General features: G+C 31.5%; 12 protein-coding genes, 1 tRNA gene and 4 pseudogenes. 6 read left to right on the top strand and 11 right to left on the bottom strand.

Annotation, left to right across the window (positions count from 1 at the left end; translation table 11 throughout):
* Positions 1-34 precede the first annotated feature (34 nt).
* From ACZZ95_RS00775 to ACZZ95_RS00760, 4 genes are all read right to left on the bottom strand, one after another.
* Positions 35-631 carry a FecR family protein gene (locus ACZZ95_RS00775; RefSeq protein ID WP_463467652.1) on the bottom strand — a complete coding sequence of 199 codons (597 nt, stop codon included), beginning with the start codon at positions 629-631 and terminating at the stop codon, positions 35-37.
* The gene (locus tag ACZZ95_RS00770) at positions 628-879 is read right to left on the bottom strand and encodes a hypothetical protein (protein ID WP_463467651.1); all 252 of its coding nucleotides are present in this window, start codon (positions 877-879) and stop codon (positions 628-630) included. The genes ACZZ95_RS00775 and ACZZ95_RS00770 overlap by 4 nt, the downstream gene beginning before the upstream one ends.
* Positions 880-891: 12 nt before the next feature.
* Positions 892-1,101: a hypothetical protein gene (locus tag ACZZ95_RS00765; protein WP_463467650.1), complete on the bottom strand. Its 210-nt coding sequence runs from the start codon at positions 1,099-1,101 to the stop codon at positions 892-894.
* A 126-nt stretch (positions 1,102-1,227) separates the two neighbouring features.
* Entirely contained in the window at positions 1,228-1,674 is a 447-nt protein-coding gene (locus ACZZ95_RS00760; RefSeq protein WP_463467649.1) for an RNA polymerase sigma factor, read from the bottom strand.
* Positions 1,675-1,997: 323 nt separating this feature from the next.
* Here ACZZ95_RS00760 and ACZZ95_RS00755 point away from each other — a divergent pair, with 323 nt between their 5' ends.
* The 4 genes from ACZZ95_RS00755 to ACZZ95_RS00740 are packed head-to-tail and all read left to right on the top strand — an operon-like array spanning position 1,998 to position 5,655.
* Positions 1,998-3,026, top strand: coding sequence for a hypothetical protein (locus tag ACZZ95_RS00755; RefSeq protein ID WP_463467648.1), 1,029 nt, complete (start codon positions 1,998-2,000; stop codon positions 3,024-3,026).
* Positions 3,026-3,412 carry a hypothetical protein gene (locus ACZZ95_RS00750; RefSeq protein WP_463467647.1) on the top strand — a complete coding sequence of 129 codons (387 nt, stop codon included), beginning with the start codon at positions 3,026-3,028 and terminating at the stop codon, positions 3,410-3,412. The genes ACZZ95_RS00755 and ACZZ95_RS00750 overlap by 1 nt, the downstream gene beginning before the upstream one ends.
* Entirely contained in the window at positions 3,351-4,628 is a 1,278-nt protein-coding gene (locus tag ACZZ95_RS00745; protein WP_463467646.1) for a hypothetical protein, read from the top strand. The genes ACZZ95_RS00750 and ACZZ95_RS00745 overlap by 62 nt, the downstream gene beginning before the upstream one ends.
* A 13-nt stretch (positions 4,629-4,641) precedes the next feature.
* Positions 4,642-5,655, top strand: a complete 1,014-nt coding sequence (locus tag ACZZ95_RS00740; RefSeq protein WP_463467645.1) for a DUF2339 domain-containing protein — start codon at positions 4,642-4,644, stop codon at positions 5,653-5,655.
* 173 nt (positions 5,656-5,828) lie between these two features.
* On the opposite strand, the gene ACZZ95_RS00735 is transcribed toward ACZZ95_RS00740, so the two are convergent.
* Together ACZZ95_RS00735 and ACZZ95_RS00730 are read right to left on the bottom strand one after the other, a co-directional pair.
* A complete protein-coding gene (locus ACZZ95_RS00735) occupies positions 5,829-6,008 on the bottom strand; it encodes a hypothetical protein (RefSeq protein ID WP_463467644.1) in 180 nt (59 codons plus the stop codon).
* Between the two features lie 135 nt (positions 6,009-6,143).
* Positions 6,144-6,220, bottom strand: a tRNA-Met gene (locus ACZZ95_RS00730).
* Between the two features lie 149 nt (positions 6,221-6,369).
* Here ACZZ95_RS00730 and ACZZ95_RS00725 point away from each other — a divergent pair.
* Positions 6,370-6,763, top strand: a pseudogene (locus ACZZ95_RS00725) (START-like domain-containing protein).
* Positions 6,764-6,817: 54 nt separating this feature from the next.
* Positions 6,818-7,657 (top strand): aminotransferase class IV, encoded by an 840-nt coding sequence (locus tag ACZZ95_RS00720; RefSeq protein WP_463467643.1) that lies wholly within the window; start codon positions 6,818-6,820, stop codon positions 7,655-7,657.
* Here ACZZ95_RS00720 and ACZZ95_RS00715 read toward each other — a convergent pair.
* The 5 genes and pseudogenes from ACZZ95_RS00715 to ACZZ95_RS00695 all read right to left on the bottom strand — a co-directional run bounded on the left by ACZZ95_RS00715 (position 7,654) and on the right by ACZZ95_RS00695 (position 12,239).
* On the bottom strand, positions 7,654-8,214 hold the full coding sequence (locus tag ACZZ95_RS00715) for a YqgE/AlgH family protein (protein ID WP_095952431.1): 561 nt from the start codon (positions 8,212-8,214) through the stop codon (positions 7,654-7,656). The two genes, ACZZ95_RS00720 and ACZZ95_RS00715, sit on opposite strands and share 4 nt — an antisense overlap.
* 128 nt (positions 8,215-8,342) lie before the next feature.
* Positions 8,343-8,616, bottom strand: a pseudogene (locus tag ACZZ95_RS00710) (HU family DNA-binding protein).
* Positions 8,617-8,796: 180 nt separating this feature from the next.
* A pseudogene (gene fmt / locus ACZZ95_RS00705) lies at positions 8,797-9,745 on the bottom strand (methionyl-tRNA formyltransferase).
* Positions 9,745-11,642: pseudogene (locus ACZZ95_RS00700) on the bottom strand (RecQ family ATP-dependent DNA helicase). Before ACZZ95_RS00700 ends, fmt begins: the two co-directional pseudogenes overlap by 1 nt.
* 63 nt (positions 11,643-11,705) lie before the next feature.
* Positions 11,706-12,239 carry an AAA family ATPase gene (locus tag ACZZ95_RS00695; RefSeq protein ID WP_057117736.1) on the bottom strand — a complete coding sequence of 178 codons (534 nt, stop codon included), beginning with the start codon at positions 12,237-12,239 and terminating at the stop codon, positions 11,706-11,708.
* Positions 12,240-12,625 lie beyond the last annotated feature (386 nt).

The following is a 12,625-nucleotide window of genomic DNA, read 5'->3' as shown; positions in this document are numbered from 1 at the left end:
ATGTGTAGTTTCACGGCTTACATCCTTTTTCTTCCTATTGAAAAGTAATCTGTTTTAGATCTTCATTTATTTCAAAGTTTAGGTTATACATTTCTGCTATTAATTGTACAATTGTTTTTAAATCTTCTTTTTTATTGATTCTAATTGTGATTTTTTGGTTTGAATATTCTTGTGGAATAATCACTTTATAACCATAATTATCTTCCATATAAATACCGACAGCTGTTAATTTTTCATTGTCAAAATCTATAAATCGGCTGAATTCGGCAACTGAAGCAGTTTGGTTTCCATAAGTAAATTTCTCACCAGGTTTTAGAATCCATTTTTGATTTTGGCCTTTTACATTCATTTGAACACATCCTTCATAAAGTTCAACTGTTACATCTTCTTTTTCAGATTCTTTTACAATAAAAGAAGTTCCTAAAACTGTCGTAGTGGTTTCATTACAAAAAACCTGAAAAGGATGCTGTTTGTCTTTTTTAACTTTAAAATAAGCCTGACCTTCCATTTCAATTTTTCTGTTTAAGGCAAAATCTTTCCCATAAGAAATTTTAGAATTCGGACTCAATTCTACTTTTGAATTATCGGGTAAAACAACATATTTTATTTTAGTAGTCGTATTTTCAATCACGTTTCCGGCGATAACAGCTTTTTCAGCCAGCGGTTCGTTGTTAAAATAAATCCTAGTTCCGATAAGAACAAAAAGTAAAACAGAATCGTCGCTGCATAATAGCGCCAAGGTTTAAATTTCTTCTTCTTATTGGTAAAAGCTTTTGCTTGGAATTCTTCCCAAGAAGCTTCTTTTATGCTTTCTGAATGTGAAGCTGGAGTTTCGTTCCAAAGCTTTTTAAACTCTTCGTCTAAATTTTCCTTGTCCATTTTTTTTTGGTGTTAGAGTTTCTGGCAATAAAATCCTTGTTTACTAAAAACACCATAAACCATTTCCTTAATGTCTCTGTTGGTTTCGATTCTTAGAATTCTTTCGCGATTTTTGAAATCAAAATATATAATACAATCAGAAATAATGAACTGCAAAAGAACCACAATTAGGCTGGCATCTTTTTTAGTTCTAACATTTGTTTTATACGCTTCAATGTGCATTTTTTGTTCTTGTTTTTATATATAACAAACGAGAACAGAAAAGTTCCTAATGATCTGCGATTTTTTTTCGAATAAATTTACTGGCGAGATAAATATGATTGGCAATGGTCTTTTCAGAAAGATCCGTTATTGCTTTGCAATCTCCTTATAGCTAAGGTTTTCCAGTTTGTGTAAAGTAAATATTTTTTGTTCTTGCTCTGGAAGCTGATTAATGAAGTTTTGAAGTTTTTCTTGTCTTTCTTCAAAAATTCCAGAATCAGATTCCTCTTCGTCTAAGATATCAACTTGAAAAGTGTCAAGTCGCACTATTTTATTTTCTCTATTGACGTGATTGAGAATAATGTTTTTGCAGATTGTAAACAATTGCTTGTCAAACAAAACATCTTCATTAAGTAATTCTCTTTTATTGTAAACTCTCAAAAAGCTTTCCTGAACAAAATCTTCTGGAGTAAGTACGGTGAGATTAAATCTTCTGGCAATGTTTATCAGCTTATCATAGTAATTGAAATAAACCTCTTTGAAGGTTGCTTCATTACCTTTTTTTAAACTTATAATAAACTTTTTATTGTCCATAACGAAAATATCGCGACTAGTTTTTAACTAATCAAAACTCATTGGTCTTAACATTTATTGCATTCAAAAAAAGATTGATTTTAAAAGATGAATGTAATAAGTTACAAAGAACCGTAATTTAATTTTATATTTTGACGCTGTTATTGGAAAATGTTACAAGAAAACGGATGTTTTTTGTTTTGATAATTGATGTTGAATATTTTATTTCAAAAGTAATTTTAATTTGCGGTCTAACTTCCAAAAATGTATTCTATTTTAGAAACAAATTTGCAAAAGCAAAATTAAATGTAAATTCTTACATTTACCGACTCAAAAATTAAACTATGGAGAACTTTATTCTTATTATATTAATTGCATGCGTTATTATTTTGTTTAATAATTTTTCGAAATTAAAAAGAGAAAACGAATTATTAGACTCTCTTTACCAAAATATCAAAGACGATTATAAGTATTTGAAAAAAGAATTAGAAGAAATTAAAAAGCAAATTACAAAACCTGATTTTACTGCCGCCGTTTTACCTCCAAGAATTGATGAAGCGGCGATAATCTCTGATCCAGTTGCAGAAGTTTCTCCTCCAATTATTCCGGATCCAGTTAATACTTTTGAAGATACTCTTCAAAATGAAAATACAATTAATGAAGAAGTTGTAGAGAAACCTGTGTTCAGTTTTGATTCACAAGTTATTCCTGTTTTCGATGCCAATCAAATTGCTGAAGAAAAACAAACTACAGAACCTGTAGAAAATTCTGAAACAGATACAGTTTACCAATTTGAAGAACCAAAAGAACCTCAATATGAAGAAGAGATATTCGTAGAAAGTGCTTTTTCAATTTTAATAAAAAAACTGGAACAACAGTTTATCGAAAATTGGACTGGAATTTTAGGAACCGCAATAATGGTTTTAGGAATTGGTTATCTGAGCATTTATACAGCATTGAAAGTTTCCCCAATGTTCCGAATTTTAATTCTTTGGCTTTATGCAGGAGTTTTAGCCGGTTCTTATTTCTTTTTGAAGGAAAAAGAAAAGTGGTTTAAAACAGGACTTTGGCTTCGCAGTGCTGGAGCAAGTTTATTTTTGTTTGGATGTTTTGGTGCTTCGCAGATTCCAGCGCTCACCTTTATAGATAATATTCCACTGGCATATTCACTCATCGGACTTGGAATTGCAATCAATTTGTCTGTAGGATATATTATAAGACAGCAGACTTTTTTATCGCTTCATGTCATTTTAAGTATTTTAATTTTATGTGTAATTCCAGAGAAACTCTTAATAACATTTTTATTAGCGTCTTTAACGGTCATGCGGCGGGAATCATTTTATCCTATAAAGAGAAATGGGAATATCATTTAATGATTGTTATTTCTGCCTTTATCATATTTGATATTTGGTTTACACAAGGTAGAAATGCGTTAACTGCGTCTCAAAATATTTTTGCGATATTAGGTATTATTCTGGTTTCTGTAAGTTGTATGTACATGCAGTACAGAAGCATTTATACCAATACGCGTTTTGACCGAATAGCTTTTGTGACGCATCTTACCAACTGGATTTTATTTGCTTTAGGTTTAATTTTACATTCAACTGGAAGCAAAATCAAAATATTTGTCTTATTTGCGGCGGGAATTCTTTGTCTTCTCAGCGGCTCTTTTTGCCAGAAAGAAAAAGATTTTTTGGTTGTATCATTTAGACGGAATGGTTTCGTTTATACTTTTCGCTTTAAGTATCATTATGCTTAATGACTGGAAAGTTGGTATTGATATTATTTCGTGCGGATTGTACTTTTTAGTCATTACTTGTTTATTTATCGTTTATAAAAGCAGAGAGGTTTTATTGCATAAAATATTTTTAGGAATCAATCATGTTTTAGGTTTGTTTGTCTTTTTATTTTTTCTTTTGCACATTATGCCGTCTCCAGAGCAGACTCATATTACAAATGTTTTTGTCTTTGCGTTGATTACTGTTACAGTGATGACATTAGCAGTTCCTGTTTTTTGCGTTGTCAAAAAAGAGTTTTTAGAAATAGATTCTTTTATTGTTAAGAAAGATTTGAGTTTAAACGGAATTTTTTCAGTTCTGTTTTCAATCTTATTTTTAATAAGCTGGTATAATACTATCGAATTTTCTTTATATTATCCTCTTGTGTTTCTTGCTTTATTGTGGTGTTTTTTACGTTTCAAATTCAAAACAAATACTTTTGATTTAGGAAGGTTCATTTTTTTAAACACAACTATTGCCGCAGGATTACTGTTAATGCTTTTACAGCCAAAAGCTAGTTTAGATGTGGTTTTGGCTCTGGGAATTGTTTCTGTAATATCATTTAACTGGTTTACGAAATTATTCTATACAGATGAAAATATCATAAAAACGATTGGAATTATTGGTATAAATGCTTTATTGGTTTCGCTTTCGTTTAAATATTTAGCTTCTTATAATATCCCTCAGATTTTTGGCTGGTTTGGTATTGCTTTGCTAAATCACGAATTTCTATGGATACAATTTAAAAGAAAAACACTCACTACAGATAACCAAATTCTGCTTTATCTTTTTTGTCTTGCTTTTTCGATATTTGGAAGCTTTGCGTTTTTATACAATGCCCAATTTTTAAGTAATCCGGAAATTGGATTAATCGCCGTTGGACTTTCTGTTATCGAAATTTATTTTTTATTTGCTGATAAAATCAGAAATAAATCGAATGAAGTTATTTCAGGGTGGAGAAATTTTGATACACTGCATTCTGAATTTATTCTTTTTAATGCTCTAGTTTTTGGTTTTTCGTGTATCCAAATTGATTATATGCCTGTTTATTTAGGAAGCTTAGCATTAATTGTCTTTTTTATTTTTCAAAGAATTCAAAAAATTAAACGGCTGCAACATTTACTCTTTTGCACTAATAATTGGGAGTGTAATTCTAACTCTTTATTTGGCTGTTTTAGAAGAGCACAATGTCGGTGAGAAAACACTTTACGTGATACAAATAATAAGCATTTTATTGTCTGTTGCGTATAGTTATATGCAGATAAAAAGTCCTAAAGAAGAAGGCAGAATGTTTAGCACAATTTTACCTGTTATTCAAAACTTATGGATAATTGCTTTATTATTTATCCAAGTCGAAATAGTTTATCTCGCGTCGCTATTTATGCTTTTGGGAATCTTAAATTTTGTTTTGATTTTGTACAGAAAAATAAACTTAGCTTCAGAATCGGTTTTGGTTATCGGGCTTTTATCAATTTTAACTTCTGTTTTTTACAGTATCAAGGTACTAAACAATTTTACGTTATCAGATTGGCTGTTACAGCTTTCTAGTATTGTTTTATTGATCGTTTTGGTCTTTCTAATTAAGAGGAAGGAATTTATTAAAACATTAAAAATAGATTACCAGATTGTCATAAATGTTTGGCTTTCTATAGTTATGTTTTCACAATTAGAACATAAATGGCTACCCGTATTTTGGGCGACAACTGCGATCGTAAATGTATTGCTTTACTATAAAAAAATTGGCGACAAAAAAGAAATCAGTATTGTTTATTATTTGCTGGCTAATTTTCATTTAGCATTTGTTAGTTTTACTTATTTCGAAGCTAAATTTGAATTTGTGTATCTTATCATATTTGCCTTATTAGCGCTGTATATTTTTATCGTTTATAAATATATTGAAGACTTCAATTTTAAAAATAGTATTATAATTTACCCGGCGACTTTCAGTATTGGATTATTTCTATTTCTTTCATTCGACAAAGGAATCTTAACATTCTTCTGGATTTTAGAATCTTTAGGATTGCTGATACTCGGAATTATTCTGAAAGAAAAGTATTTCCGATATGTCTCGCTTTCTTTAGTAGGAATTTGTGTTATTAGACTAATGTTTTTTGATTTATCAAATGCCGATTTCTTAATTAGAGCATTAGTTTTATTAGGCGTAGGAGTAGTGCTTTTAGTAATGAATACTTTATTTAAAAAATACAAAGAACGATTTGATTAAAAGTTGAATTGCATAAAACGGAAAAGCCACAAATTCAAATGAACGAATTTGTGGCTTTTTTTATTTAAGCTATCACTTTTTTAAATAGTAATTGAGTTATTTTTCTTCGCCTGAATCTTCAACCGCAGAGATTTGATCCAAAATATTAGTTTGATTTGGTGAAATATAGTTTTTTACCTCGCCAGTATTTTCTTTCTTAAAAGAAGATCTAATGCATGATACAGTTTTAATAAAACATCTTTGTCTTCCTTAGCAATGTCTAAAGCCGTATTAAAATTAAAAACATAATTATTCGAATTACGTACTTCTACTTTTATCGTTTTTGATGTGATTTTAAATTTAACTATATCCATTATTGTCTACAATTGCAGTTAGTAAAATGTTATTTTAAAAGTAGTTATATAAAATGTAAACCACAAATTTAGTGTATAATTACAAAGGATTATAAATAAAAAAACATCACTTTATGAAGTGATGTTTTTTTTACCTGGTAGCGAGGACGGGAGTTGAACCCGTGACCTCAGGGTTATGAATCCTGCGCTCTAACCAACTGAGCTACCTCGCCTGGACTGCTATCATTATTCCTGATTGCGGGTGCAAAGATAGAAATAATATTAAAGCGTACAAGTATAAAATGAAGAAAAAAAAATATTTTTAATTATGCATTGTTTTTGGACATATATTCTTATATTTCGAAAAAATTAAAAGTAGCACATGGATTCAAAAATACGTTACGAAATCGAGTTTCCGATCAATTCTTCGTGCGCAATTATTGTATCAATATATATCAACTCCGTCAGGTTTATCAGAATGGTTTGCTGACAATGTTAATTCAAGAGGTGAATTTTTTACTTTCATCTGGAACGATTCGCAGGAAAAAGCACGCTTGGCTTCAAAAAAAACTGGAGAAAAAGTAAAATTTAAATGGGTAGATGATAGCAGTAAGGATACTGAATACTTCTTCGAACTTCATATTTTAGTTGATGAATTAACTAAAGATGTATCGCTTATGGTGGTTGATTTTGCCGATAAAGAAGAAATAGGCGAAGCTAAACAATTGTGGGAGAATCAAATCTCAGATCTAAAACATCTTATAGGCTCTGTTTAGTAAAATTCTATTTTATACCTTATATTTGCCCTGAACAAAATTCAGGGTTTTTTTATGATTAATTTTAACGGAAATATAGCGCAGGAAGATAGTAATATATTAACTCAGAACCGCGCTTTTCTATATGGAGACGGCGTTTTTGAAACAGTAAAAATTGTCAGCGGAAAAATTTTGTTCCTTGAAGATCATTATTTTAGATTAATGGCTTCTATGCGAGTAGTTAGAATGATGATTCCGATGAATTTTACAATGGAATATTTCGAAGAGCAAATCCTTAATTTAGTAAAAGAACAAGGGACATCTTCTTCGGCTAGAGCTAGAATTACCGTTTTTAGAAATGACGGTGGATTGTATCTTCCTAAAACAAACGAAATTTCATTTTTAATCAAAGCATCTGCTCTGGAAAATACTTCTTATGCTTTAAATTCAAACGAATATGAGGTAGATTTATATAAAGATTTCTATGTGACAAAACAATTATTATCGTCTCTTAAAACGACTAATAAGATGATTCATATCACAGGAAGTATTTATGCTCATGAAAATGATCTTGCTAATTGTATTTTGCTAAATGACAGCAAAAATGTAGTAGAAGCACTTCAGGGAAATATTTTCATGGTAACAGGAAAAAAACTAGTTACACCTCCGGTTTCAGAAGGAGCCTTGAACGGAATCATGCGCAAGCAAATTCTAGCATTAGCAAAGAAAATAGAAGGCATAGAAATTTCAGAGGAGATAATTTCACCTTTTGATCTTCAAAAAGCAGATGAATTATTCCTGACAAATGTAATCATGGGAATACAGCCGATAACTAAATATCGAAAAAAGGAGTTTACAACTAATCTGGCGCATTTATTAGTGCAGAAATTGAATGAATCCATTTCTGAAAATTAATTCAGATATGGATTTTCTGGTGCATTAGACCATATAAGGTAATCGCCTCCAAGTTCAATGATCTGCTCTTTCCAAAAGTGGGTGGTAGATTTTCCGATAATTTTATTTTTATAATTATTATCGGCAATAATCCAAGAGTTTCCCTGCATCTCACTTTCAAGCTGATTTTCGTCCCAGCCGGTATAACCTAAGAAAAAACGAATGTTATTTTTATTAATAGATCCGTCGTTTATTAAGTCCTTGGTTGATTCAAAATCGCCTCCCCAATAAATCCCGTTAGAAATCTCCACACTATTTGGGATTAATTCTGGAATGTTGTGAATGAAATAAAGGTTGTCTTGTTCTACAGGGCCTCCGTTATATATCTTGAAATTGGCTTCAATCTCAGGAATTAAATCATTAATAGTGTATTTTAATGGCTTATTAATGATAAAACCTATTGATCCTTCTTTGTTATGGTCTGCTAATAAAATTACCGATCTGTTAAATGATAAATCTCCAATTATTGAAGGCTCGGCAATAAGCAGGTGTCCTTTTTTTAATTTTTCTGAAATCATACGGTTACAATTTTTATTAAATTTAATCATAAAAAAATTAAAATCACAAAAAAAATCGTTAAACCGCATAAAAAAACCTTCCATGAGGAAGGTTTTGATTATATTATAAGTTTAGAGAACTTTCTTACTTAGTTCACTGCACCTTCTAATTCAGCTCCAGCTTTGAATTTTACAACATTCTTAGGCTGCGATTTTGATTGTTTTTCCTGTTTGAGGGTTTCTACCGTCTCTAGCGACTCTAGCAGATACTGACCATGATCCGAAACCTACTAATGAAACTCTTCCACCTTTTTTCAAAGTAGTTCCTACATTACCTAAAAAAGACTCTAAAGCTAATTTCATCGCAGCTTTTGTAATTCCTGCATCAGCGACGATAGCATCGATTAATTCTGATTTGTTCATAATAATTAGTTATTAATTGTTGGTTAAAAAAAATTGTTAATACACAAATTTAGTAGGAAATCCGTTGCGTGCAAGTGTTTTCTTTAATTTTAGCAAAAATTGTTGATAACTTGCTTTTTTTGTTCATAAACAGTGTTATTCATCGATTCAAAGCAAGTCCAAACCCCTGTTTTACTGACCTTAATACACTTTTGCAACATCTGAAAAGCTTACCCCATTTAATAATTCAGAAGCAAGCATTCTCTTTTTTCCTGGAAATTGTAGACTTAATAACTGAATAAAGCCCTCTTTTATTGCAATCTTGATTTCTTTTTTTGAACTAATTACTTTTCCAACTTCATAAGAATGGGGTTCTGAAATCAATTTTGCCTCATATATTTTAATATTTAGTTCATCAGTCTGATCCTTTAAAAAAACACCAAGAAGCTGGATAAGGACTTAAACCTCGAATTAGATTATTGATTTCTTCTCCAGATTTTGTCCAGTCGATTTTGCAATTTTCCTTATTTAATTTGTAAGCAGTTTTGATATCGGAGTTGTCTTGCTGAATAGTTGTTGTAACATTTCCGTTTTCAATAACTTTTAAAGTGTCAATTACGGTTGTGCTTCCTAAATTCATCAATCGATCGTGTAATTGTCCTGCAGTTTCTTCCGGTTCAATTGCGATTTCAGAATTTAAAATCATAGCACCAGTATCAATTTTATCATCAATAAAGAATGTTGTAACTCCAGTTTTGGTTTCTCCATTAATAATTGCCCAGTTTATAGGAGCGGCTATGCGATAATTTGGAAGCAAAGATGCATGAAGATTAAAAGTTCCTAAACTTGGCATTTCCCAAACTACTTTTGGTAACATTCTAAAAGCAACTACTATTTGTAAATTGGCGTTTAAAGCTTTTAATTCGGCTAGAAAATTCTCGTCTTTTAAATTGGTTGGCTGTAATAAACTAAGATTGTTGGCTATTGCATATTCTTTTACAGCCGAATATTTTATTTTTTGTCCGCGTCCTGCTGGTTTGTCTGCGGCAGTAATCACTCCGACAACATCATAGTTGTTTTTAATAATGGTGTCCAAAATGCCTACAGCAAATTCTGGCGTTCCCATAAATATAATTCTCAATTTCTCCATTATAATTTTAAAGTGTATTTATTATTCGCTTGTATGGTAATATGATTATTTTCGAGCAATTCCTGAAGAACCGAAATAATGTCTTTAGTATCCATTTTTATTTGGTTCTCAATTTCTCTCGAAGTCAAAGACGCAGTTTTGAGCAAAGATAAAATCTTGTCAGCAATCGAATCAGCTTCTGTTATTTTTCCTTTTTGTGTAATACAGTACGAACAAATACCGCAGTTTTCGGTGGTTTCTTCACCAAAATAAGCTAAGACCAATCTGTTTTTACAAGTTTTAACGTCTTTTATATAGTGTAAAACAGATAAAAGCTGTTCTTGTTTAATTTGATTTTGTTTTTCTAAATATTTCGAAACCCTATTTATGGTATGATCGTCTTCTCTGACTTCGTTAAATAATATAGTAGCGTCGTTATTTTTAGACTTGTATTCTATAATTTCTTTTTCCTGTAATTTTTCTAAAAGCGCGGTAACCTGTTCTTCAGAATGATTTGATTTTTTTGCAATCAACCCTAGATTAAGATTTGCTTTTACCTCATAAACTCCAGGATAAGTTCTTAGAATTGCTAAAATAATTTCTTCATCATTCGGATTCAAACTCATATATCGAATTACTTCCCTAGATTCGAGCAAAAACTGAATGCTAATTTTTTCTGAGAATTCCTGAGACATTGTAATAATTCCCTGCTGACTCAAAAACTGCAAAGCATTATAAGTTTTTAGAGTAGGGAAGTCGTATTTGTTGCAAAAATGATTCAGTTTAAACGAAAAAGAATCATCCAAACCTTCTCCATAAGCAATTTGAAAATAGTTGCAAAGTTTGATGTACATCGTTTTTAGAAACTTCTTGTCAGGAAGAATACTTAAAAACTGCTGTTCGGTTTGTGTTGCATCAGAATTATTGTAGAGCAAAACAGAAAAAGCCTTTTCGCCATTTCGTCCCGCTCTTCCAGATTCCTGATAGTAATTTTCTAAATTTTCTGGAAGCTGGGTATGAATAACCGTTTTAACATTGTCTTTGTCAATTCCCATTCCAAAAGCATTCGTAGCCACAATAACCTGGGCTTGTTCTGACATCCACAACTGCATGTTTTTGTCTTTTTCTTTTGCCGAAAGTCCGCCGTGATAATATGTTGCTGAAAAACCTAAAGACTGTAACTGCGAAGAAATGTTTAGACAAGACTTACGATTTCGAACATATATAATAGAAGGTCAGCGGATTTTTTTTAAGAATTTGTTCCGTACGATATAGTTTATCTTCCACTTCAAAAACCATATAAGCGATATTTTTTCGCTCAAACGACTGCTGAAAATGTTTCGGATTTTTCAATTCCAATTGCGTTCTGATATCTTCAATAACCCTTGGAGTTGCTGTCGCCGTCAAAGCTAAAAATGGAATCTTCGGAAAAAATTTCTTTAGTTCAGAGATTTTGAGATATGCCGGCCTAAAATCATGTCCCCACTGCGAAACACAATGCGCTTCATCAATAGCAATTAAATTTATAGGAAGATTTTTGATACGCTCTAAAATCCAATCGGATTGCAAACGTTCTGGAGAGAGATAAAGAAATTTATAATTTCCAAATTGGCAGTTATCCAAAAGATCAATAATTTCTTCCGTATGAATACCGCCTGTAAGAGCAATTGCTTTAATTTCTCTTTTCTGCAAATTCATTACCTGATCTTTCATCAAAGCAATCAAGGGAGAAATTACCAGACAAATTCCTTCCTGCATCATCGCGGGCACCTGAAAACAAATTGATTTTCCGCCCCCAGTCGGAAGTACTGCAAAAGTATCCTGTCCATCAAGAACAGAATCAATAATTTCTTTTTGCAGCCGGTCTAAAACTGTCGTGTTTCCAGTATTTTAGAAGAATATCCTGTGCTCCGAGCATTGCTTTAGTTTTAAAGTTAAAAATTCAGAAAACAGTTCTAGTCTCACAACTTTAAACCCGTCGCTAAATTTTATCTAAGATATAAAGAATTCTGTTTTCAACCGTGTCTTTTGGAACTTCAATCAGTTCATAACCGTATTTTTTATACGTTTCAATAAGATGTTCCTGAATTTTAACTGCCTGCTCAAAATTTTCATAACGCTCCGTATCGCTTTGGTAAATCTCTTCCCACGGCGGCAGAATAAAAGTTTTAGAGTATTTATAATCTTCACACGCCTTTGTAAAACGCTCCGGATATTCGTCACCAATATAATCCATATAAGCCACAACATCAGGAATTCCTCTATCAATAAAAACCACATTATCAGGTTCTTCAAGAGCATTTTGATATTGTTCAATACGCCCTTCCAAAAGCATTTCGCTAAATAAAAGAGGCTGTTCCAAAAACAGTTGTTCAATACCTTCCTGCTGCGCTTTCATGGTTACCTGTCTAGAGATTTCAGGATAGCAGCAAAAGCCACGAGCTACCAATTCGTTAATAAGAGTCGATTTTCCAGTACCAGGTCCGCCAAGCAAGACTATAATTTCTTTTTGCACTATTCTAAAAATAAAGCGCAAATTTACCTAAACTTATTCGTAATTAAAAAGAATATTTACTAGAAGCGAAAGATTTGGCATTTTTAGGATAAATGGTTCCTGCTTTCGGCTCAATCTTTTTTGGTCTCGTAGAAAAAAACGAGACCAAAAAAGGATACCGCCTCAATCAGGGCTAAGAGGGAAATATTGGTTTTGTTTTTGGAATTATTTTAATGTTACCTTTCCTGCAAGGTTTCCAAAACCTTCTAGGTATCTTTAGTTTAAGCTAATCTAAAGCTGTAAATCACGCAATCATGAAATACCTACAAGGTTTTGGAAACCTTGCAGGAGTTGAGGTCTAAATATTTTTTATTGAATAATTAGCGGTTTCAATCTTTTTATTAAAA

The organism is Flavobacterium sp. AC267 (assembly GCF_979258715.1).
The sequence above is the reverse complement of the archived record's forward strand: the minus strand, read 5'-3'. Positions and strand labels throughout refer to the sequence as shown.

Bases quoted from the DNA above. Each gene is read 5' to 3' on its own strand.
- ACZZ95_RS00770 (WP_463467651.1), bottom strand. From the start codon at position 879: ATGGACAAGGAAAATTTAGACGAAGAGTTTAAAAAGCTTTGGAACGAA.
- ACZZ95_RS00765 (WP_463467650.1), bottom strand. From the start codon at position 1,101: ATGCACATTGAAGCGTATAAAACAAATGTTAGAACTAAAAAAGATGCC.
- ACZZ95_RS00760 (WP_463467649.1), bottom strand. From the start codon at position 1,674: ATGGACAATAAAAAGTTTATTATAAGTTTAAAAAAAGGTAATGAAGCA.
- ACZZ95_RS00755 (WP_463467648.1), top strand. From the start codon at position 1,998: ATGGAGAACTTTATTCTTATTATATTAATTGCATGCGTTATTATTTTG.
- ACZZ95_RS00750 (WP_463467647.1), top strand. From the start codon at position 3,026: ATGATTGTTATTTCTGCCTTTATCATATTTGATATTTGGTTTACACAA.
- ACZZ95_RS00735 (WP_463467644.1), bottom strand. From the start codon at position 6,008: ATGGATATAGTTAAATTTAAAATCACATCAAAAACGATAAAAGTAGAA.
- ACZZ95_RS00720 (WP_463467643.1), top strand. From the start codon at position 6,818: ATGATTAATTTTAACGGAAATATAGCGCAGGAAGATAGTAATATATTA.
- ACZZ95_RS00715 (WP_095952431.1), bottom strand. From the start codon at position 8,214: ATGATTTCAGAAAAATTAAAAAAAGGACACCTGCTTATTGCCGAGCCT.